Here is a 21,750-nt window from a genome sequence, read left to right as displayed (position 1 = left end):
GGGGTCTGAACCGGGAGGGGGGCGGGCCAAGAGGGCCTCCCGGCCCGGCGGCGGGTCGACCTGGGTCAGCGGGGAGGGCTGGCCGCCCGCGGCGGGGTCCTCACCGGTCCGCCGGGGTGCCGGTCGCGGTGCGGCGCGTCCTCGCCGCGGCCCCGCGCGTCTTGGCGGCGGCGCGCGGCGGCCCGGAGGAGTGCACCTGCCGGGCGAACAGCGCGAGCACCGGCACCAGGTAGGCCCACCACGCGATGACCTGCAGCACGGTCGGCTGGACGCTGAACTGGAACACGGCCTGGGCCAGGACGTAGGCCCAGTAGACGGGCGAGCCGGCCGCGGGCAGGGCCGCGCTGAGGTCCCAAGCGTGGACGAAGGCGCCGGGCAGGACCCCGGCCTCCTGCAGGTCCCCGACGCCGTAGGCGGCGATCCCCGCGGTCACCAGGATCAGGAAGTACCCGGTGAGGGCGAAGAACCGGCGCATGTCGATCCGGCGGGCGCCGCGGTAGACGACCCACCCCAGCACGACGGCGAGCGCCAGCCCGGTCACGACGCCCGCGGTGGTCAGCGCGACGCTGTTCTCGATCGAGGAGCGCACCGTGGCCCAGATGAACAGGGCCGTCTCCATGCCCTCGCGCCCCACGGCGAGCGCCGCGAGCCAGACCAGGCCCCACCCGGAGCCGTGGCGGCCCAGCGACCCCTCGAGCGAGGACTCCAGCCGCCCCTTGAGGCTGCGGGCGTTCCGGCCCATCCAGAAGATCATCCAGGTCACCAGCGCCACGGCCACGAGCGAGAGCACCCCGCCGATGATCTCCTGGGCCTGGAACGTCAGCGTCCTCGGGCCCCAGGTGAGCACGGCCCCCAGCCCCAGCGAGAGCAGGGCCGCGAGCCCGATGCCGGCCCACAGCTGGGGCAGGACGTCCCGGCGCCCGGATTTCACCACGAAAGCGATGAGTATTCCCACGATGAGCGATGCCTCGAACCCCTCGCGGAGCGCTATCAGCAGATTGGCGATGAACATGCGGACCCCGTTGAGTGCGGTCCGTCGGGAGCGGGGCGCGGGATGCGGACCGGCCGGCGGAAAAACAAGGTAAGCATAACCTCAGTCGGTGGGGTGCGCTACACCCGTCCGCCCGGTGGCGCCCGGTAGCCTGGAGGGGACGAGGGGCGGGTGGGCATGGACCGGATCGCGGAGACGCTGCCGAGCCTCTTCGGCGTCCTCGTGCTCGTCGCGGTCACCACGCTGGTGCTTAGCCTGGCGCGGGTGCGCCCCCGGTGGGCGCCCGCCGTCGCGGTGCTGCGCGGCGTCGTGCAGCTCGCGGCCATCAGTCTGATCCTCACCGGCGTCATCACCAGCCCGTTCTGGGTGGGGGTGGCGCTGCTCGTGATGTTCTCGGTCGCGGTGGTGACCAGCACGCGCCGGGTCGAGTGGAGCTGGCGCCGGCTCTGGCTCGTGGCCGCGGGGATGGGGCTGGGCGTCGGGACCGTGCTCGCGGTCGTGTTCCTGACCGGCGCGATCGAGTTCTCGCCCCGCTACGTCCTGGCGATCGGCGGCATCGTCATCGGCGGGGCGATGTCCTCGGCGACGCTGACCGGCCGCCGGCTCGTGCAGGCGACCCGGGACCGCTGGCCGGAGGTCGAGGCGTGGCTCTCCCTGGGGGCGACGCCGCGCCGCGCCACGGTGGAGATCGCCCGCTACGCCGTGGCCGAGGCTCTGGTGCCCTCGACCGACCAGACCAAGACGACCGGGCTGGTGACCCTCCCCGGCGCCTTCGTGGGGGCGATCTTCGGGGGGATCGCTCCGCTCGAGGCGGGGCGGTTCCAGATCGTCGTGCTGGCCGGGATCATGACGGCGTCGGCGATCGCGGCGGCCCTGACCGCCCACGCGCTCGCGCCGCTGTCGGTGGGGCGCGGGGAGCCCGCGCCGCCTCACCGCCTGAGGAACCGCTCCAGGTAGGGCGCGTACTTGCCCGCCATGTAGTCGTGCCCGTCCGGCGCACGGAAGTGCAGCCCGTCCTTGAGGTACGAGCCCGAGTTCCACTCGGTGATCTTCCCCTCCAGCGGCACGAAGGTGACCCCCTGGTCCTGGGCGACCTTCTCCAGGACGTCGCTCACCTTGTTCCGGCTGGACGCGTCCTGCTTGGAGATCAGCCCCGTCACCACGATCCTCGACTGCGGGTAGGTCTCCTTGAGCGTCCGGATCGTCTGGGTCAGCTTGTCCTCGATCTCCCGGGACGAGGTGCCGTAGCTGTCGTTGCCCGAGCCCTGGATGTAGATCAGCTCCGGGTCCCCGCTGGGCAGGATCCACTTCCGGTCCACCACGCCCTGGTAGTACGAGCCGAACCCGATGCGGGAGCCGTCGGTCGCGACGCCGATCCCGCCGTGGGCCTCGTAGTAGGGCGTGTAGCCGTTGTCCCGGATGGCCTGGGCGACCCAGCTGCCCTGGTGGTCGCCCTCGCCCAGCTGGGAGTCGCCGATGACCAGGGCGTCCCCGGCGCCCAGCCGGGAGCTGACCCGCAGGACCATGTCCCCGCGCTCGGGGAAGTGGGCGAGGGTGCCCTTAGCGAACCGGGTGCTCAGGCGGCCGTCGTCGTCCTTGGCCATGCGCGGGGCCCCGGTCACGTCGGACTTCGTCCGCCAGGTCTCGAAGACGGCGTCGCTCATCGCCAGGGCGCCCTCGGAGGATCCCAGCACCGCGACGCCGCCCTCGAACTCCCGGTACCGCACCCCGCCCGTGAGCTGCTCGACGCCGCCGCGGGCCGGGCCGAGGTCGTACTGCGCCGCGACGCCGTCCAGGACGGCCCCGGGATCTTCGGCCAGCTCCGCGTCGGGCACGAAGCGGGAGTACCCGTCCCCGGAGACCTCGATGGTGCCGCCCTCGAAGTCCTGCGCCCATCCGCCGTCGAGGGGCCGCTTGCTGGAGGTGGGGTAGCCCCAGATCCCGTCCTCGGAGTCCTGGGCGCGCCACGCCCGCAGCGCGGTGGGGCTCGTGACGGCCGCGGAGCCCGTCCGGGGCGTCCAGTACGCGTCGCCGTGCGCGAAGCGCTGCCGGACCCCGCCGTCTCGCAGCCCGGAGGACTCCCCGCTCACGGGCACGCCCAGCTCGCCCCCGGAGCGGCCGCTCGCCGCGTAGAGGGTCGCGAGGCCGCCCCGGACGGTGTGGGAGGCCGCGCCGTCCCGGGCGGTCCAGGTCATGACCTCGTAGGTCCCCTCGGCGGGGCGGGAGAACTCCTGGACCGTCACGCCGTCGGCGTTCACGCGCTCCTCCCCGAGCGGTGCACCCATCGAGTCCTCGTACCGGGCGCGGAAGGCGCCGGAGATCGCGTGGGTCCCGGTGGCGGGGCTCCAGATCAGGTCCGCGTCGCGGAAGCTCTGGCGGCAGAGGTCCTCCCCGGTGCACCGCTCGCCCTCGGCGGTCTCCGGGGTCGGAGCGCCCAGCTCCTCGCGATCCGCCTCCCAGCGCGCGCCGATGGCGTCCGAGGCGTCGACGGGCACGACGTCCTCCCCTCCGGCCGAGATGAGCCAGAACCACTCGCCGGACCGGGGGTTATGGGTGCGGAGGTACTCGAAGTCGGCCGTGGGGTCGTCGTGGATCACCGGGGTGACGGGGTAGCCGTAGTCCCCGTCGGGGCCCGCGGCGTCGGTGTAGTGGTCCAGGATGTCCCCGGCCGCGACGTGGACGGTCTCCAGCCCCGGCGCCCAGTAGACGGTCCCGTGCTCGAACTCCTGGAGGCACCCGCCCCCGGCCAGGCCGCAGCGTTCGTTGGCCTCGGGCTCGCCCAGCTGGTCCCGGACGCCGGCGGACTCGTAGTAGTCGGCGATCCCGCCCCGGACCACGACCTCCTCGCGGCTCAGCAACCACCACGCGCCGGCGGCGAGCAGCAGGACGACGCCGAGCGCGACGACGATCGTGCGGCGCCGGGGCCGGCGGGGCGGGTCTTCGCGATGCACGGGCGGGCGGCCTTTCGGGTCTCGGAGACGGTGCGAACCCGCGGGAGCGCTCCGGGGCCGCCGTTGGATATGGCACCAGATTTTGCCACAGCGGGCCCTCCGCGGGCCTTCATGACGGCGGCGTGTACTCCCGAGTCCGTCGGATCCGGCGCGGCAACCGCGGGATCCGGGGGATGCGGGCCCGCGGCCGGGTTCAGCAGCTGGGTGAGGAGGGTGAGTCCGGGGGAGGCCGGCTCATTCCGACGCGCCTCACATCCTGGCCTAGAGTGGACGGCATGGCCTCCCTCCACGCGACCCTCCCGTCCGTCGGTGACCTCCGCGCGGCCCGCCCCGCCCCGGACGCCCGCCCCGCCCCGGACGCCGCCCCGCCCCGGACGCCCGCCGCACGGCCCGCCCGTCCGCAGGCGCCCTGGGCGCGCCCCGCCCGGCCCCGGGCGCCCGCCCCACCGCTCGCCCGTCCGCGGTCCCGCGCCGCCGGGACTCCGACGCCGGGGCCGCCGCGTGATCACCGCCGTCACCGGGGTCGCGGGCCTGCTGATCGTCGCGCTGGTACTCGGCATGGTGGCCGGGATGTCGCGCCACGGGACGCTTCCGCCCAACGGCACCATCGGCCTGCGGACCCGCGCGACCAGGGCCTCCGACGCCGCGTGGTACGCCGGGCACCGGGCCGCCGCCCGGTGGCTGAAGCTCGCCGTGTGGATCGCGCTGCTCTGTGCCGCCCTCGTCATGGCCACCGCGATCCTGCTGCCCACCACCAGCGAGGCCGGCGACCTGCCGGTGTTCGTGGTCCTGCTGGCTTCGTACGCGCTCCTGGTGGCCGGCGTCGTCGTCGCCGTCCGGGCCGCCAATCGCGCCGCGCGGCGGGCGCACGGGGCAGACCTTGACACGCGCTGAATGCCGCCGAGTACAGTGAGGGTGACGCATAGAGTGACGTAGGTCACCGGTGCTCGGTCCGAGCCCCACGGCCGCGTCTCGACGCCGGACCGAGGAGCCCCCGCATGCGCATCGTCATCACCCAGAACATGACCCTCGACGGGCGGATCGAGATGCTCACCGGCTGGTTCGACCCGTCCCGCAAGGACGAGGACCTCGCCGAGGAGATCCGCGAGCAGAGCGCCCGCGAGGCGGTCCTGCTGCTCGGCCGGCAGACCTTCACCGACTTCCGGAGCTACTGGCCGCTCCAGACCGACGACCCGACCGGCGTCGCCGAGCACCTCAACCGCATCGACAAGCGGGTGATCTCCCGGACCCTGGGGGATCCCGAGTGGGAGAACACCACGGTGCTCGCGGAGGACCCGCTGGAGGTCGTGCGGGGGCTGCGGGAGGAGCCGGGCGACGACGTCGTCGTGACCGGCAGCATCACCCTGGCCCACGCGTTGATCGAGGCGGACCTGGTGGACGAGTACCGCATCTTCACCTACCCCGTCTGGCAGGGGAGGGGACGGGGCTTCTTCCCCGACGACTACGAGGTGCCGCCGCTGGGGCTGCTGCGGGCGACGTCGTTCCTCGCCGGCGTCACCTACGCCGCCTACGAGCCGGAGCGCCGGCCGTGAGCGGGGACCGGGCGGGCCGGGCAGGAGGTGCGCCGTGGGCCGGCTGATCTACTCCGTGATCTCCTCGCTGGACGGCTACATCGCCGACCGCCGGGGCAACTTCGACTGGGCCATGCCCGACGAGGAGGTCCACCGCTACGCCAACGCCGAGCTGGACGGGGTCTCCACGCACCTCTACGGCCGGCGCATGTACGAGCTCATGGTCCCGTGGGAGACCGACCCCGAGGTCGCGGCGTCCTCGGGCCCGGCCGCCGAGTTCGCGCGGATCTGGCAGGACGCTGACAAGGTGGTCTTCTCGACCACGCTGGAGGCCCCGCTGACCCGCCGCACGACCCTGGAGCGCAGCTTCGACCCGGCCCGGGTCCGCGAGATCGCCGAGCGCTCGGAGGGCGACGCGACCATCGACGGCCCGACGCTGGCGGCCCACGCCCTGCGCGCCGGGATCGTGGACGAGGTGCACCAGGTGCTGTTCCCCATCGTCATCGGGGACGGGCTGGCCGTGTACCCCGCGGACCTGCGGCTCGGCCTGGAGCTGATCGACCACCGGAGGTTCGCCAGCGGGGCGGTCGCCCTGCGCTACCGGAGCATCGCGCCCGAGGAGGAGCGACCATGACCGGATCCGAGGAGTTCATCCGCACGACGCGGCTGATCGAGGCCTCTCCCGCGGCGATCTTCGAGGTGCTCCGGGATCCCGAGCGGCACCCGGAGACCGAGCCCGGCCACTGGGTGCGCGAGGCCATCGACCCGGCGCCGCTGACCGAGGTCGGCCAGGTCTTCGGCATGAACATGTACCTGGAGCAGGCGGGCGGTCCCTACGTGATGCACAATCGCGTCGCGGAGATCGAGCCGGACCGGGTGATCGCGTGGCAGCCGGGCCAGCTCGACGACGACGGCCGGCTGGACCTCGGCGGGTGGCTCTGGCGCTACGAGCTCGCCCCGGTCGAGGGCGGCACGGTCGTGGCCCTCACCTACGACTGGAGCCGCGTGCCGCAGCGGACCCGCGAGGAGTTCGGCGGCCGGATGCCCCCGTTCGACCCCTCGCTCTTCGACGAGTCCCTCGAGGCCCTGGCCCGCGCCGTCGACGGCTGAGGCCGGACCGCCCGGACGGGGTGGCGCCGACGCGGCCGCTCCGGCGTCGAGTGGTCGGCGCGGCGGCTCCGACGCGGTGGCGCCGCCGCGGCCGCCCCGGCGTCCAGTGGTCGGAGCGGCCGGCCCGTGATGCGGGACGTGCGCGGCCTCGGGTAATGTCTCGCTCGACGGGGGAGCCCCCGGGGAGCCGGCGCGCCCCTCCCCGCCCGCGCGGGAGCCGCCGCGGGCCGCGGCGAGGCGCCGGGCGGAAGTCGGGAAGGAGGCCGTCGATGAGGAGGTCCAGAGCCCGGCTCGCCCTGCTGCTCGTCCTCCTGTTCGCGGTGACCGCGCTGGCCCCGGCCACCTTCTCCGCCCCGCACTCCCCCCGCGCGTCCTTCCCGCTGGGGTCCGCGCCGTCGTCCTCCGCGGGGTACGCACCCCACCCCTCGGCGGCGGGGCCCGCCCCCGCGTCCTCCCCGGCCGACCCCGCCCCCGCGTCTCCCGCCGCACCGGACCAAGGGGTCGTCCCGGACGGTGGCTCCGGCTCGACGCCGTGGCTGGCCACCTGGGGTGCCGCGATGGCGCCGCCCGGCGAGCCGGGGACCATCTCCGGCGACGGCTTCACCGACGCGACGCTGCGGCAGTCGGCGCACCTCTCCCTCGGCGGGGACCGGGTGCGGCTGAGGCTCAGCAACGCCTACGGCGTCGGGCCCCTGAGGGTCGGGGCGGTCACCGTCGCGCCGGGCGCCGAGAGCCCCGAGATCAACGCCGACGCCGTCACGGCGGTCACCTTCGGCGGCTCGGCCTCCACGACGATCCCGGCCGGTGCGGAGCGGATCTCCGACCCGGTGCCGCTGCCCGTCGCCGCGGACTCCGACCTCGTGGTCAGCATGCACCTGCCCGGCCCCACCGGCCCGGCCACGTCCCACCCGCTGGGCCGCTCCACCTCCTACCTCGCCGGCGGCGACCGCACGTCCGCCGGCACCGCGGAGTTCTCGGCGCTCGACCAGGCGCGCTACTTCCTGTCCGGCGTCGACGTCGCCTCCGCGGCTCGGGGCTCCGTGGTCTTCTTCGGCGACTCCATCACCGACGGCCACTCCTCGACCCTCGATGCCGACCTGCGCTACCCGGACCGGGTGGCCGAGCGGCTCCTGGCCCGCCCCGGCCCCGAGCGGTGCGGCGTCGTCAACGCGGGCATCAGCGGCAACCGGCTCCTGCTCGACGCCGGCACCCAGGGCGAGTCGGCCCTCACCCGGTTCGAGGCCGACGTCCTGGACCGCGAGGGCGTCGAGACCGTGGTGCTGCTGGAGGGCATCAACGACATCGGCCGCAGCTCGGGGGCGGTGCCCGCGGGCTACCTGATCGCGGCCTACGAGCAGCTCGCGGACCGCGCGCGCGACCGCGGCCTGCGGGTCGTCGGCGCGACCCTGACCCCCTACGCCGGCGCCGGTTACGCCACCGAGGCGGGCGAGGAGACCCGGCAGGAGGTCAACGCCTGGATCCGGGACTCGGGGGAGTTCGACGCCGTCGTCGACTTCGACGCGGTGCTTCGCGACCCGGCGGCCCCGGAGCGGCTCCTCCCCGACTTCGACCCCGGGGACCACCTGCACCCCAACGACCGGGGGTACGCGGCGATGGCCGCGGCGGTGGACCTGGACGCGATCTGCTGAGCCCTCGCGCCCGGGGCCGGCGCCGCCTCGGCCCCGGATCAGCTCCGCCCGGCCCCCACCAGCGGCGGCGCGCTCGTCAGCGGCTCGCCGCGCAGCTCGGGGAGGGTGAGCGCGGCGCAGGCCGCCACGGCGAAGGCCAGGGCGAAGATCGAGAACAGCAGCACGGGCCCGCCGACGCCGAGCACCGGCGGGACCATGAGCGGGGCGATGATCGAGGCGATGCGCCCGAACCCCGCGGCGGCCCCCGTCCCGGTGCCCCGCACGCTGGTGGGGTAGAGCTCGGGTCCGATCGCGTACAGGGCGCCCCACGCGCCGAGGTTGAAGAACGAGAGCGCGCAGCCGGCTGCGATGATCGCCCACTCCGCGGAGGCGAGCCCGAACAGGACCGCCGCCATCGCTGAGCCGACCAGGAACGTCGCGAGGGTCGGGCGGCGCCCCCACCGCTCGATCAGATAGGCGGAGACCGCGTATCCCGGCAGCTGCGCCAGCGTGATGATCAGCGTGAAGGTGAAGGACCTGACCAGCGTGAAGCCCTGCGCGTGGAGCAGCGAGGGGATCCAGATGAACGCGCCGTAGTAGGCCAGGTTGACGCAGAACCAGACGATCCACAGCGCGAGCGTCCGGCGGCGAAGCGCCTCGGACCAGATCGAGGGCTTGGGGGCCGACGACGCCGCGTCCGGCCCGCGCTCCCGGCCGGCTCCCGCGTCACCGCGCGCGGCGTCGGGTCCACCCTCCGGCCCGCCGCCTGCGTCCGGCCCACCGGCGGTGCCCGAGGGAGTCCGCCCCGCGCCCGAAGCCGCCCGCTCCTCGGCCGCCGCCTCCTCGAACGAGCGCACCACGCGCTCCGCCTCGGCCTCGCGCCCCCGGGACTCGAGGTAGCGCACCGACTCGGGCAGGCCCAGGCGGATCACCAGGGCGTAGGCGGCCGGGATGCAGCCCAGGGCCAGGGCCCAGCGCCACCCGTCGTCGGAGGCGGAGACCACGAAGGCGCCGATCGCGGCCGCCGCGACCCAGCCCACGGCCCAGAACGCCTCCAGGAGGACCACCATGCGGCCGCGGATGCGCCGCGGCGAGAACTCGGAGACCAGGGTCGAGGCGACCGGCAGCTCCGCGCCCAGCCCCAGCCCGACGACGAAGCGCAGGACCATGAGCGCGCCCAGGCCCATCGCGAGGGCGGACGCGCCCGTCGCGATCCCGTAGACCAGCAGGGTCAGGGCGAAGACCTGGCGGCGGCCGATGCGGTCGGCGAGCAGCCCGCCCAGCGTCGCGCCCAGGGCCATCCCGACGAAGCCGATGGACCCCAGCCACGAGACCTCGGTGGCGCTGAGCCCCCAGTGCGCGGTGAGGGCGGCCATGATGAAGGAGATGAGGCCGACGTCCATGGCGTCGAGGGCCCAGCCGACCCCGGAGCCGGTGAGGAGGCGCAGGTGCTTCCGGGTGACGGGCAGCTCGTCGAGGCGCTCGTGGCGCGTTCGCAGGGGCACGGGATCGACCTTTCACCGAGGGGAGGCGGTCGCCTCCCGCGAGTTCAGGTCAAAGATACCTTAAGTAGTCGATGGCGGCTGTGACGCCGCTCACTCGTCGCGGTCCCGGCGGCGCTTCCAGGCGACGAGCGCGATCGAGACCGGCACCGACGCCACCGCGACGGCCACGATGACCCAGGGGCTGACGCCGGGCCCGTAGTAGTTGAGCAGCACCTGCGCGCCGAAGGTCGCCACGAAGACGCACAGCAGCACCAGGAGGACGGCGGATCGGTCCTTGAAGGGCACGAAGATCGCTCCGGGGGATCGGGGTCGGACGTGGCTCCACGATAGCCCACGGACGACGCGCGGGCACCCGATGATCGCCTCGGCCTGTGACGTGATTCATTCGGGTGGCTAAGATTGGCACATCACCCACACCGGCTGATGCTCCGGTGGGCAGCCCCGGCCGCTCCCCGCGAGCAGGACCAGGACGTAGACGATGAGCAATCACGAGAAGTCGATCAAAGACATGGTGGGGGAGCTGAGAACCTCCCTTGCGCACCGCCCGACGCCGCACCGGCGCACCGGGACCGACTACTGGGTGTTCGGGCTGGCCGGGGTCATCGCCGTCGCCTTCATCGTGTGGGGCTTCGCCTCGCCGACCGGGTTGGGCGGCGTCGCCGACTCGGCCCTGAGCTGGGTCATCACCAACACCGGCTGGCTGTTCATCATCGCCGCGACCGTGTTCGCGGTCTTCGCGCTGACGGTCGCCGTCAGCCGCTTCGGCCGCATCCCCCTGGGCCAGGACGGCGAGCGGCCCAAGTTCAGCACGCCGTCGTGGATCTCGATGATGTTCGCGACCGGGATGGGCATCGGGCTGGTCTTCTACGGGGTCGGCGAGCCCCTGTTCTTCTACATGTCCCCGCCGCCGGGGACCGTGGAGGGGCAGTCCGACGCCGCCGTGAGCACCGCGATGGGCACGACCCTGTTCCACTGGACGCTGTTCCCGTGGGCCATGTACGCGATCGTCGGCCTGGGCATGGCCTACGGGACCTACCGGCTCGGCCGCTCGCAGCTGTTCTCCTCGATGTTCACCTCGCTCTTCGGCGAGCGGGTCGTCAACGGCTGGGGCGGGCGGGTCATCAACATCCTCGCGATCCTCGCGACGCTGTTCGGCTCGGCCTGCTCGCTGGGCCTGGGCGCCCTCCAGATCGGCGGCGGCCTGCAGTCCACCGGCATCACCGGGCAGGTGAACTCCGGCATCCTGGTGCTCATCATCGCCATCCTGACGGCCATGTTCGTCGCCTCCGCGGTCTCGGGGATCGAGCGCGGCATCCAGTGGCTGTCCAACATCAACATGGTCCTCGCGGTGATCCTGGCGGTCATCGTCTTCATCGGCGGGCCCACGCTGTTCATCCTCAACGTCATCCCCAACGCGGTCGGCTCCTTCATCGGGGACCTGCCGCAGATGGCCTCCCGGACCGCCGCCGCCGGCGACGAGACGCTGGCCGACTGGATGGCCACCTGGACCGTCTTCTACTGGGCCTGGTGGGTCTCCTGGACGCCCTTCGTCGGGCTGTTCATCGCCCGCATCTCCCGCGGCCGCACCATTCGCCAGTTCGTCACCGGCGTCCTGCTCGTCCCCTCGGGCGTGACGCTGCTGTGGTTCTCGATCTTCGGCGGCGGGGCGATCGGCCTGCAGGAGCGCGCGGAGCGCTCGGGCGACATGGGCAACGCGCTGGCCAACATCGTCGACGGCGCGCCGGACATCAACTTCGACCTGGTCCTGTTCGACATGCTCAACCACATGCCCGTGCCCGGCTGGGTCGTCGGGGTCCTGATGGTGGTCACGGTCATCCTCATCGCCATCTTCTTCGTCACCGGCGCCGACTCCGCCTCGATCGTCATGGGCGCGCTGAGCGAGCACGGCGCCGAGGAGCCGACCAAGAAGTCCGTGATCTTCTGGGGCCTGGCGACCGGGGCGGTCGCGGCGGTGATGCTGCTGGCGGGCGGCGACGACCCCTCCGCGGCGCTCAACGGGCTGAAGAACATCACGATCGTCTCGGCCCTGCCCTTCGTGATCGTGATGCTCGTGCTGTGCGTGGCGATCTGGAAGGACCTCAGCCGCGACCCGCTGATCCTGCAGGACCGGGTCGCCCGGGAGATGCTGAAGCAGTCCGTCGCCGCCGGCGTGCACCGGCACGAGGGCGAGGAGTTCGGCCTGGTGACCCACCCGTCCGGGCCCATGCCCACGGTGCGCACCGGCAGCCGCCAGGCCGAGCGCCCGGAGGCCGCCCAGAGCGCGCCGGAGCAGGACCCGGACTCCCGCGAGTCCCGGCGCCGCTGAGCCGCCCGCGCCGCGATCCCGGGGGAAGCGGCCCACGGGATCGCGGCGCCCCCCGGGCTCGAGCCTGGGAAGTTGCCGTGAAGATGACGCGCGCGGGCGGCGTCTGTTGCCGAGCACGCCCGCCGCCCCGCACAATATGGGGACCGGCCGCGAACGGTAGGAATCTCGCGGCCTAGAAAGGAATGATGGATAAACCCGGGGACAGTCCCGAGCACAGTACATACCCTCTGCCGACTCAACGCGTGAGAGATCAGCGCAGCGGTAGGGGGTGGACGCCTTGGAATTGATCTCGCTCCTGATCGCCGCCGTGCTCATCGCGGCCTGCGGTCTGTTCGTCGCCGCCGAGTTCTCGCTCATCACGGTCAACCGCAACGACGTCAAGGACGCCGCCGAGTCCGGTGACCGCCGCGCGCAGGGTGTGCTGAAGGGGATGAACACCCTCTCCACGCAGCTCTCCGGCGCGCAGCTCGGCATCACGCTGACCAACCTGGGCATCGGCTTCCTCGCCGAGCCCGCGATCGCCACCCTGATCGACGGCCCGCTGGAGTCGGCCGGCCTCTCGGGGCTCGCGGCCCGCAGCGTCTCGGTGGTCATCGCCCTCGTGCTGGCCACGTTCCTCACCATGATCTTCGGCGAGCTGGTGCCCAAGAACCTGGCCATCGCCAAGCCCATGGGCACCGCGCGCGCCGTGACCGGCTTCCAGCGCGGGTTCAGCCTCGTGACCATGCCCCTGCTGGCGTTCTTCAACGGAACGGCCAACCGGATCGTGCGCTCCCTCGGGATCGAGCCCAAGGAGGAGCTCGCCTCGGCGCGCTCGCCCGAGGAGCTCGTGACGCTGGTGCGCCACTCCGCCAAGGAGGGCGTGCTCTCCGAGGACGTCGCGGACCTGCTGCAGCGCTCGGTGGCCTTCGGCAACCGTCGCGGGCACGACGCCATGACGCCGCGCTCGCGGATGGTCGGCGTCGAGCCCGAGGACTCCATCGCCGAGGCCCTCGAGCTGGCCGCGCAGACCGGCCACTCGCGCTTCCCCGTGCTGGACCACGAGGGCCACGAGGTCCTCGGCGTCGTGCACATCCGCCGGGCCCTCGCGGTCCCCTACGCCCAGCGCGCCGAGGTGCGCGCGGAGGAGATCATGGAGCCCGCCACGGTGGTGCCCGACACCGCCGAGCTGGACGACCTCATGGACACCCTCCGCGAGGGCGGGCTGCAGATGGCCGTCCTCATCGACGAGACCGGCGACGTCGCCGGCATGCTCACGCTCGAGGACCTCGTGGAGGAGATCGTGGGCGACGTCGTGGACGAGCACGACCCGCAGGACCCCTCGGTCGAGCGGCTCCCCGCCGGGGACTGGCGGCTCGACGGCGCCCTCCGGCCCGACGAGGTGACCGAGGTCCTCGAGTGCCACGTCCCGGAGAGCCCGGAGTACGAGACGCTCGCCGGCTTCCTCACGCTGCACCTCGGCCGGATCGCCGAGGAGGGCGACGAGATCTCGGTCGAGACCGAACCGCGCAACGGCCTGCCCGCCGCGCGGCTGACCCTGAGGGTCGAGACGATGGACGGGGCCCGCATCGCCTCGGTGATCGCCGCGACCTCCCCGGCCCAGCTCGAGGAGGGCGCACGCTGATGGACCTGTTCGGAATCGTCGCCACCGTGGTGCTGCTGGTGGCCAACTTCTTCTTCGTCGGAGCCGAGTTCTCCCTGATCGCGGCGCGGCGCAGCATCGTCGAGCCCAAGGCCCTGGAGGGCGGCCGCCCCGCTCGGATGACCCTGTGGGCCATCGAGAACGTCTCGCTCATGATGGCCGGCGCGCAGCTGGGCATCACGGTCTGCTCGCTCGCACTGGGCTGGGTCACCAAGCCCATGGTCCAGTACGCGATCGAGGGCCCGCTGGAGTCCTGGGGCGTGCCCGCGACCCTGATCAGCGTGATCTCCTACGCGATCGCGCTGGCGGTGGTCACCTACCTGCACGTCGTGCTGGGCGAGATGGTGCCCAAGAACATCGCGCTGGCCGGGCCGGAGCGGATGGCGCTCGTGCTGGGGCCGATCCTGGTCGTCGTCGTGCGCGTGCTGCAGCCGGTGCTGTGGCTCATGAACGCGATCGGCAACGGGATCCTGCGGATGTTCAAGGTCGAGCCCAAGAACGAGGTGGCCAGCACGTTCACCCGGGACGAGGTCGCCGGGCTGGTCGAGGAGTCGCGCGAGGGCGGTCTGCTGGACCGCCAGGACGAGCGGCTGCTGCTGGGCGCGCTGACCTTCGAGAGCCGGGACGTCAGCTCGGTGGTCATCCCCATCGGGAAGGTGACCATCCTGCCGGAGTCGGTGACCCCGGCCCAGGTCGAGGACGCCGCGGTGGAGGGCTTCTCCCGCTACCCGCTGCGCTCCGAGGCCGGGGAGCTGACCGGCTACGTCCACATCAAGGACGTCATCGCGACGCCGGAGCCGCAGCGGGACCTCCCGCTGGAGCGGGCGAAGGTCCGCGAGCTGCCGTCCTTCGCCCCCGACGAGTCGGTGGGCCCCGCCCTGCGGCGGATGCAGAAGGACGGCGCCCACCTGGCGCTGGTCCGCGACGCCGCCTCGGGCGAGACCGTGGGCCTGGTGACGCTGGAGGACATGCTCGAGGAGCTGGTCGGCCAGATCCGGGACGACTCCCGGACGGCGGCGGTCTAGGGCCCGCCACCACGAACGCCCCCGGTGCACCGCGCGGTGCGCCGGGGGCGTTCGCCGTGTCCGGGGTGGTCCGGGAGGGGCCTCGCGCGGCCGGGCAGGACCGTCGGGCCCCGGTGCATGGCCGAGCCGGGCTGGACCGTCGGGCCCCGGCGCGCGGCCGGGGCGGCGAGGGTCAGGCCTCGCGCGCGGCCGGGGCGGCGTCGTCGTGCTCCTCCGCAGGGCGTCCCGCCCCCGGCGCGAAGTCCTCCACGTACTGCCGGATCAGCCGGTCCACGTTGCGGTCCCGGACGAAGCCGAGCTCCAGCATCCGCTGGACCTCGAACTCGCCGGGCCACGAGCAGACGATGTCCATGACGGCCTGGTCCGGGGCGTCGTGGACCAGGGCGCGGGCCTCGGCGCCGCCGATCCGCTCCAGCGCCTCGAGCATCTCGCCCACGGTCACGCTGATGCCGGGCACGTTCATCCCGCGCCACGCCCCGATCAGCTCGCCCTCGACCTCCAGCGCACGCACCAGGTTGGCGACGGCGGCCCGCGGGGAGGACAGCCACATGCGGGTCTCGTGCGGCACGGGGCAGGGCGCCGCCTCCCCGTTCAGCGGCTCCCGGACGATCCCGCTGGCGAAGGACGACGCCGCGGAGTTCGGCCGCCCGGGCCGCACCGAGATGGTGGGCAGGCGGCAGATCCGGCCGTCGACGTACCCGCGCCGCGAGTACTCGTTGACCAGGAGCTCTCCCACGGCCTTCAGGGCCCCGTAGGTCGAGTCGGGCTGCTCGGCCCACTCCTCCGGGACCACCTCGGGCGGGTCCCCGCCGAAGACCGCGAGCGAGCTGGTGAAGACCACCCGGGGCCGCGCCCCGGTCCGGCGGGCGGCCTCGAGCAGGGCGCGCGTGCCGTCCACGTTGACCCGCATCGCGAGGTCGAAGTTCTCCTCCGAGCCCCCGGAGAGCACCGCGGCCAGGTGGTAGATCCCGACGACGTCGTCCGTCACCTCCTCCTCGAGCAGCTCCGGGGACGCGACGTCGCCCACCACGGAGCGCACCCGGCGGTCCGCGACCGGGCACTCGGCGAGGTCCAGGGACACGATCTCCTCGAAGGGGACGGGCGGGTCCCCCGCGTCGAGCCGCTGCAGCAGCAGCTCGACGACGCGGCTGCCCAGGAACCCGGCTCCGCCGGTGACGATGATCTTCATGGATGCTCCTCCTATGGGTGGATGGACGCTAGGGGTGGATGGCCCGCTGTGGGTGGGTGGACGGGTGGGGACGCCGCTACGACGCGGGCGCGGCGGCCGGCGCCTCGGCGGGGAACTCGCGCGCGGCGCGCTCGCTCTGCTCCATGTGGCCCGCCATGGCGGCGGCCGCCCCCTCGGCGTCGTGCCGCTCCAGGGCGGAGAGGATCTCGGCGTGCCAGCGGACCGCGTCCACCCGCACGCTGAGGTGCGAGGAGGTGCGCAGCCTGACGGCCCGGAGGACCTGCTCGAGCGGCTCGTAGGCGGCGGCCAGGAACTCGTTGCGGGCGGCGGCGATGATCGCGCGGTGGAAGTTGAGGTCGGCCTCGGCGGAGCGCGTGGCGTCGGCGTCGTCGAGGCCCTCGCGCATCTGCTCCAGGAGCTCGCGCAGGTGCCGCAGCTCCGCGGAGCGGATCCGGGTGGCGGCCAGGGACGCGGTGCCCACCTCGATCACCCGGCGGGACTCCATGAGGGAGCGGGTCAGCTCCTCGGCGTCGCCGCCCAGGCTCCCGCGCAGGGTCATGACGTCCGGGTCCAGGGCCGACCAGCCGGACGGGGGCCGGACGCGGTTGCGCCGCCCCTGCCGGACCTCGATGACGCCGCGGGCGCTGAGGTCCTTGACAGCCTCGCGGATCGTCAGGCGAGAGACGTCGTAGGCCTGGGCGAGGGCCGCCTCGGCCGGCATCTCCTCGCCGATGCGGTACCGCCCGCTTCCGATGTCCTCGAGGATTCGGCGGGTGACCTGCTCTGACATCGTCATGGGGTACTCCTCGGGGAGGGCGCCTCGTCGCGCGTGGTGTGTGGGCGTTGACACATCCAAGATTACCAATACACTTATCAGATATCTGACAGGTGCGACGTCGATGTCGCCTCCCCGGCCGGAATCAACGAGGATTTCCATGACCACAACCACCCTGGTGCTGCTCGGCCTGGCCTCCGTGGCCGCCATCCTGGCACTGATCATCAAGGCCAAGGCCCACCCGTTCCTCGCGCTGCTCATCGTCTCGGTGGCGCTCGCGCTGGTCGCGGGGATCCCGCTCGCGGAGGTCGTCCCGACGCTCACCGACGGGATGGGCGGCACGCTCGGCTCCGTCGCCCTCATCGTCACCCTGGGTGCCATGCTGGGGCGGATCGTGGAGGTCTCCGGCGGCGCCGACGTCCTGGCGAAGAAGATGCTCGCCGTCTTCGGGCCCGAGCGGGCGCCGTGGGCGCTGGGCGCCGCGAGCTTCCTGTTCGGCATCCCCGTCTTCGTCGACGTCGCGCTGATCGTGCTGATCCCGATCGTGCTGTCCGTGGGGCGCCGGCTCGGGGGCAACATGCTCACCTACGCCCTGCCCACCGTCATGGCGCTGCTGACCGTGCACGTGATCCTGCCGCCGCACCCCGGGATCGTGGGCGGCGCGGAGATCATGGGGGCCGACGTCGGGATGGTCCTGCTCCTGGGCCTCGTCCCCGCCCTCATCATGTGGTTCTTCTCCCAGGTGGCCAGCGGGTTCGTGCAGAAGCGCGTCTCCTCCCCGGTGCCGGCGCTGCAGGCGGCGGCGGTGGGCGGGAGCCCGGCGTCGTCGGGAACCGCGGGCGGTGGCGCCGGGACGGCGTCGGGATCCGCCGGGGGCCCCGCCGCCGACGAGGAGGCCGACGCCGCGACCCACTCCTCGCCGGTCGTGGCGAACCCGCCGGGCGTGGGCCTGGTCCTGGCGATGATCGTGACGCCGCTGGTGCTGATCATGGCCCAGACCGTGACCGCGCTGGTGCTCCCGGAGGGCAACGGCCTGCGCAGCTTCTTCGCCCTCGTCGGCGCCTCGCCGATGGCGCTGCTCATCGGCGTGCTGCTCGCGATCGTCCTGCTGGGCTACCGCCGCGGCTGGGGTCTGGGGCAGGCCGAGGACATCATCAACTCCTCGCTCCCGCCGATCGCCGCGGTCATCCTGATCACCGGCGCGGGCGGCACCTTCGGCCACGTCCTGTCGGAGACCGGCGTCGCGGGCGCCGTCGCGGAGGTTCTGGCCGGGTCCGGGCTGCCGATCGTGGTCCTGGCCTATCTCATGGCCGCGCTGATCCGGGCGGCCCAGGGGTCCGCGACCGTCGCGGTGCTGACGGCCTCGCCGCTCATCGCCCCGCTCGCCGCCCAGCTGGAGCTGGCCCCGCTGCAGATCGCGCTGGTGACCATCACCATCGGCGTCGGCTCCATGGCGCTCTCGCACGTCAACGACTCCCTGTTCTGGGTCTGGAGCCGGTACTTCCAGGTCTCCACCGCCACGGCGCTGAAGTCCTACACCGTCCTCACGACCAGCACCTCGCTGGTCGGGTTCGGCGTCGTGTGCGCCCTGTGGCCGCTGGTCGCGGCCGTGGCCTGACACCGGCGCCGTCCGCACACCCGTCCGCACGTCCGGCAGCCCGGCCGTCCGCACGTCCGAGCGCTAGTCCGGCCGTCTGGCCGTCTGGCCGTCCGCCCGTCCGCCCGTCCGCCCGTCCGCCCGCCCGAGGGTCCGTCCGGCCGTTCGCTCGGCAGCCAGGCCGATCCGCCAGCTCCTCGACGACCGCCCACTCCGCTTCCCCGCGTCTCCGGCGCGCCCCGAAAGGTCTCCCCATGCTCACCTCACCCCGCCGCCTCCTCGTCCTCGACGACGACCCCACCGGCTCCCAGTGCGTCCACGGCGTCTCCGTGGCGTTCGACGAGGAGCCCGGCCCCATCCGCCAGACCCTGGCGGAGCCGGGCAGCACCTGCTTCGTCCTGACCAACACCCGCGCGCTCGGTGAGGCCGACGCCGTGGCGGCCAACCGGCGCATCGTCGAGGGCGTCCTGGCGACGGCCGGCGCCGCGCCCGCGGCCGATGGCACCGACTCCACCTCCGACGAGCCCGCGCCCGCGTCCGACGCCGGGGGAGCGGCGCCCGGAGACGCCCCGGCGGGCCTGCACGTCGTCTCCCGCTCGGACTCGACGCTGCGCGGTCACGTGATCGCCGAGCCGAACGCCATCGCCGACGCACTCGAGGCCGCCGGCCGCCCCGTCGACGCCTTCCTCTTCTGCCCCGCGATGATCGAGGCGGGCCGCTACACCGAGGACGACGTCCACTACGCGATGGTCCAGGGCGAGGCCCGGCGCGTCGAGGACACCGACTTCGCCCAGGACGCCACCTTCGGCTACGCCCACTCCGACCTGCGCGAGTTCCTCGAGGAGAAGTCCGGCGGCGCGGTGCCCGCCGCCGAGGTCCTGAGCATCGGCCTGGGCGACATCCGCGAGGGCGGGGTCGGGCGCGTCGTCGAGATCCTCGCCGAGGCCGCGGGGCGCCGCTGGGTCGTGGTCAACGCGACCGAGTACTCCGACATGGAGGTCGTCGCCGACGCCGTGACCGAGCTCGAGGCCCGCGGCCGCGTGTTCGTCTCCCGCTGTGGTCCCTCGTTCGTCCGCCCCCTCGCGGGCCAGGAGGGCGCCCGGGTCCTCGACGCGGAGGATATCCGCGCGGCCGGCTCGGGCGGGCGCGCCGCTGGGCCGTCCGACGACGCCGTCGAACCGTCCGCCGCCGCCGGCCCGGACGGCGAAGCTGCCGACTCGTCCGTCACCGCCCGCGTGGACGGAGCCGCCCCGTCCCGCGCCCGGCACGGCCTCGTCGTCGTCGGGTCCCACGTCGGCCTGACCACCCGCCAGCTGCGCGCGGTCCAGGAGCGGGGCACGCTGACCGAGTTCGAGCTCGACGTCGCCCGCCTCCTCGACGGGGCCCAGCGGGAGCGCCACCTCGAGGAGACCGTCGCGGCGATCCGCGCGGAGCTCGGCCGCAACGACTGCGTCGTCTACACCAGCCGGGAGCGCGTGAGCACCGAGGATCCCGACGAGTCGCTGGCGATCGCCCGCAGCGTCTCCGACGCCGTGGTGCGCGTGGTCGAGGAGGTCCGCGGCGCGCTGCCCGCCTGGGTGGTCGCCAAGGGCGGCATCACCTCCCACGAGGTCGCCCACCGCGGCCTCGGCATCCGGCTCGCGACCGTGGCCGGGCAGTTCTTCCCCGGCCAGATCTCCCTGTTCCGCCCCGAGGAGGCCCCCGCCGAGACCCTCGGCTGCCCCTACGTGGTCTTCCCCGGCAACGTGGGCGGCGAGCAGGCCCTGGCCGACGTCGTGGACCGCCTGCGCGAGGCCGAGGCCTGAGGGGTCCGTCCCTCCGGATCCTGCCGCCCCCGGCCTCTCCTTCCACGTCCGACCGATTCTCCCTCCCGACCGTTTCCCCGCTTTCCCACTACCCCAAGGATGAACACATGAACACCACCCTCTCCGTCGGCTGGATCGGCCTGGGCGCCATGGGCACCCCCATGTCCCTCGTCACCGCCCGCGCGGGCCACCGCGTGACCGCCTACGACATGTCCCCGCAGGCCCTCGAGGCCGTCGCCCCCGACGTCGCCTCCGCCGAGTCCGCCCGCGCCGCCGCGGAGGGGGCCGACGTCGTCGTCATCATGGTCGCCACCGGGCCGCAGCTCGAGGCCGTGCTGTTCGGCGAGGCCGGGATCGCCGAGGTCCTCTCGCCGGAGACGACCGTGATGGTCATGTCCACGGTAGGCCCGCGGGCGATGGACGAGGCGACCGCCCGCCTGCTGCCGACCACCTCGCACGTGGTGGACGCGCCGGTCTCGGGCGGCGTGGCGCGGGCCCGGACCGGCGACCTGCTGGTCATGGTCTCCGGGACCGAGGACGACGTCGCCTCGGCCCGCCCCCTCCTGGACGCGATGGCCGGCAACGCCCCCGTGGTGGGCGGCCGGCCCGGCGACGGGCAGCGCTTCAAGGTCGTCAACCAGCTGCTGTGCGGCGTGCACATCGCCGCGGCGGGGGAGGCGCTCGCGCTTGCAGACTCCATGGGGCTCGACGTCGCGCAGTGCCACGAGGTCATGAACACCGGCGCGGCGGCGTCGTTCATGTTCAACGACCGCGGCCAGCGCATGGTCGCCGAGGAGTTCGACGAGGCGCGCTCGGCCCTGAACATCTTCGTCAAGGACATGGGCCTGGTCACCGACGCCGCGCGTCAGGTCGAGCAGCCGGTGCCGCTCGCGGCCTCGGCCGAGCAGCTCTACCTGCGCGGACGCCGCGAGGGCCTGGGGCTGAAGGACGACTCGGTGGTCTACGACCTGCTCCGCCGGCGGTAGGCGCCCGGCCCGCGCCGCGGGGGAGCGGTGCGCGGGCCGGCCGCCGCGGGCTGCGGGGAGCGGTGCGCGACCGGCCGACGCGGCGGGTCGGTGCGCGGGGGTTGTCCGGCGTGCGGGGGTCCGGTGAGCCGGTCCGCGGAGCTGGACCCGCGATGCGGCGTGCGGGGGTTCGGCGAACGAGTCAGCGGCCGGAGCACGACGGCCGAGCGGGCGTCCCCAACTGGTCCCGGACGGCCCCCGCGGGGACATGACCGGGTCATGCTGGTTCCTCGACGGGCGGTGGCCGAGCGGGCCGCCGTCACCGCACGCAGCCGCGCGAGGAGAGCATGATGAGCCGTGTAGTAGCGATTTTCGGAGGTATCGTTCCGAAGACCGAGACCGAGACCGAGACCGAGACCGAGACCGAGACCGAGACCGAGACCGAGACCGAGACCGGAGCCAGGTCTAAGTCCGAATCCGAGACCCGGTCCGAAACCGGAGCATGGGCCGACATGGGGGCCGGGGACGACGCCGAGTCGAAGTCGGGCATGACATGGAGCGGAGGAATGCCTCCCCGCTATCGGACGCAGAGGCGCCGCGGCCGGCGATCTCCGGAACGAAAGCTCCGAAAAAGCCGAGCACAGAGCACGACATACTGTGACCCCGCGGGGAAAACCGCGGTCGGCATCCCGGCCGCCTCGCGGGCCAC

General features: G+C 73.5%; 19 protein-coding genes. 12 read left to right on the top strand and 7 right to left on the bottom strand.

Going from position 1 to position 21,750, the window contains the following annotated elements; all coding sequences use genetic code 11:
* Positions 1–100 precede the first annotated feature (100 nt).
* Positions 101–1,012, bottom strand: a complete 912-nt coding sequence (gene efeU, locus NBM05_RS05120; RefSeq protein ID WP_254165611.1) for an iron uptake transporter permease EfeU — start codon at positions 1,010–1,012, stop codon at positions 101–103.
* Positions 1,013–1,168: 156 nt separating this feature from the next.
* Between efeU and NBM05_RS05115 the strand changes: the two genes are divergently transcribed.
* Complete coding sequence (locus NBM05_RS05115) at positions 1,169–1,948, top strand: ABC transporter permease (RefSeq protein WP_254165609.1); 780 nt, start codon at positions 1,169–1,171, stop codon at positions 1,946–1,948.
* Here NBM05_RS05115 and NBM05_RS05110 read toward each other — a convergent pair.
* Positions 1,921–3,942 carry a GDSL-type esterase/lipase family protein gene (locus NBM05_RS05110; RefSeq protein WP_254165606.1) on the bottom strand — a complete coding sequence of 674 codons (2,022 nt, stop codon included), beginning with the start codon at positions 3,940–3,942 and terminating at the stop codon, positions 1,921–1,923. The genes NBM05_RS05115 and NBM05_RS05110 overlap by 28 nt on opposite strands.
* Before the next feature lie 501 nt (positions 3,943–4,443).
* Here NBM05_RS05110 and NBM05_RS05105 point away from each other — a divergent pair.
* The 5 genes from NBM05_RS05105 (at position 4,444) to NBM05_RS15360 (ending at position 8,233) form a co-directional block, all read left to right on the top strand.
* A complete protein-coding gene (locus NBM05_RS05105; RefSeq protein WP_254165604.1) occupies positions 4,444–4,836 on the top strand; it encodes an SdpI family protein in 393 nt (130 codons plus the stop codon).
* A gap of 104 nt (positions 4,837–4,940) precedes the next feature.
* A complete protein-coding gene (locus tag NBM05_RS05100) occupies positions 4,941–5,495 on the top strand; it encodes a dihydrofolate reductase family protein (protein ID WP_254165602.1) in 555 nt (184 codons plus the stop codon).
* A gap of 34 nt (positions 5,496–5,529) precedes the next feature.
* A complete protein-coding gene (locus NBM05_RS05095) occupies positions 5,530–6,108 on the top strand; it encodes a dihydrofolate reductase family protein (protein ID WP_254165600.1) in 579 nt (192 codons plus the stop codon).
* Entirely contained in the window at positions 6,105–6,584 is a 480-nt protein-coding gene (locus tag NBM05_RS05090; RefSeq protein ID WP_254165597.1) for an SRPBCC family protein, read from the top strand. Before NBM05_RS05095 ends, NBM05_RS05090 begins: the two co-directional genes overlap by 4 nt.
* A gap of 269 nt (positions 6,585–6,853) precedes the next feature.
* Positions 6,854–8,233: an SGNH/GDSL hydrolase family protein gene (locus NBM05_RS15360; protein WP_302183700.1), complete on the top strand. Its 1,380-nt coding sequence runs from the start codon at positions 6,854–6,856 to the stop codon at positions 8,231–8,233.
* 38 nt (positions 8,234–8,271) lie between these two features.
* On the opposite strand, the gene NBM05_RS05080 is transcribed toward NBM05_RS15360, so the two are convergent.
* Positions 8,272–9,717: an MFS transporter gene (locus NBM05_RS05080; protein ID WP_254165595.1), complete on the bottom strand. Its 1,446-nt coding sequence runs from the start codon at positions 9,715–9,717 to the stop codon at positions 8,272–8,274.
* Positions 9,718–9,807: 90 nt separating this feature from the next.
* A complete protein-coding gene (locus NBM05_RS05075) occupies positions 9,808–10,002 on the bottom strand; it encodes a hypothetical protein (RefSeq protein ID WP_254165593.1) in 195 nt (64 codons plus the stop codon).
* A 193-nt stretch (positions 10,003–10,195) separates the two neighbouring features.
* Here NBM05_RS05075 and NBM05_RS05070 point away from each other — a divergent pair, with 193 nt between their 5' ends.
* The 3 genes from NBM05_RS05070 (at position 10,196) to NBM05_RS05060 (ending at position 14,710) form a co-directional block, all read left to right on the top strand.
* Positions 10,196–12,043 (top strand): BCCT family transporter, encoded by a 1,848-nt coding sequence (locus NBM05_RS05070; RefSeq protein ID WP_254165592.1) that lies wholly within the window; start codon positions 10,196–10,198, stop codon positions 12,041–12,043.
* A gap of 277 nt (positions 12,044–12,320) precedes the next feature.
* Positions 12,321–13,667, top strand: a complete 1,347-nt coding sequence (locus tag NBM05_RS05065) for a hemolysin family protein (protein WP_254165590.1) — start codon at positions 12,321–12,323, stop codon at positions 13,665–13,667.
* Positions 13,667–14,710: a hemolysin family protein gene (locus tag NBM05_RS05060; RefSeq protein WP_254165588.1), complete on the top strand. Its 1,044-nt coding sequence runs from the start codon at positions 13,667–13,669 to the stop codon at positions 14,708–14,710. The genes NBM05_RS05065 and NBM05_RS05060 overlap by 1 nt, the downstream gene beginning before the upstream one ends.
* Positions 14,711–14,882: 172 nt before the next feature.
* On the opposite strand, the gene denD is transcribed toward NBM05_RS05060, so the two are convergent.
* Both denD and NBM05_RS05050 read right to left on the bottom strand, forming a co-directional pair.
* On the bottom strand, positions 14,883–15,899 hold the full coding sequence (denD, locus tag NBM05_RS05055) for a D-erythronate dehydrogenase (RefSeq protein ID WP_254165586.1): 1,017 nt from the start codon (positions 15,897–15,899) through the stop codon (positions 14,883–14,885).
* Positions 15,900–15,975: 76 nt separating this feature from the next.
* On the bottom strand, positions 15,976–16,695 hold the full coding sequence (locus tag NBM05_RS05050) for a FadR/GntR family transcriptional regulator (RefSeq protein ID WP_254165584.1): 720 nt from the start codon (positions 16,693–16,695) through the stop codon (positions 15,976–15,978).
* 139 nt (positions 16,696–16,834) lie between these two features.
* Here NBM05_RS05050 and NBM05_RS05045 point away from each other — a divergent pair, with 139 nt between their 5' ends.
* From NBM05_RS05045 to NBM05_RS05035, 3 genes are all read left to right on the top strand, one after another.
* Positions 16,835–18,292 carry a GntT/GntP/DsdX family permease gene (locus NBM05_RS05045; protein WP_254165582.1) on the top strand — a complete coding sequence of 486 codons (1,458 nt, stop codon included), beginning with the start codon at positions 16,835–16,837 and terminating at the stop codon, positions 18,290–18,292.
* A gap of 233 nt (positions 18,293–18,525) precedes the next feature.
* Entirely contained in the window at positions 18,526–20,076 is a 1,551-nt protein-coding gene (locus NBM05_RS05040; RefSeq protein WP_254165580.1) for a four-carbon acid sugar kinase family protein, read from the top strand.
* Positions 20,077–20,183: 107 nt separating this feature from the next.
* Positions 20,184–21,062, top strand: coding sequence for an NAD(P)-dependent oxidoreductase (locus NBM05_RS05035; RefSeq protein ID WP_254165578.1), 879 nt, complete (start codon positions 20,184–20,186; stop codon positions 21,060–21,062).
* Positions 21,063–21,360: 298 nt separating this feature from the next.
* Here NBM05_RS05035 and NBM05_RS05030 read toward each other — a convergent pair whose 3' ends face one another.
* Positions 21,361–21,591: a hypothetical protein gene (locus NBM05_RS05030; protein WP_254165576.1), complete on the bottom strand. Its 231-nt coding sequence runs from the start codon at positions 21,589–21,591 to the stop codon at positions 21,361–21,363.
* Positions 21,592–21,750 lie beyond the last annotated feature (159 nt).

Source organism: Rothia santali, assembly GCF_024199905.1.
In the GTDB taxonomy this organism is placed as follows: Bacteria; Actinomycetota; Actinomycetes; order Actinomycetales; family Micrococcaceae; genus Rothia; species Rothia santali.
This window is presented reverse-complemented; position numbering and strand designations above follow the sequence as displayed.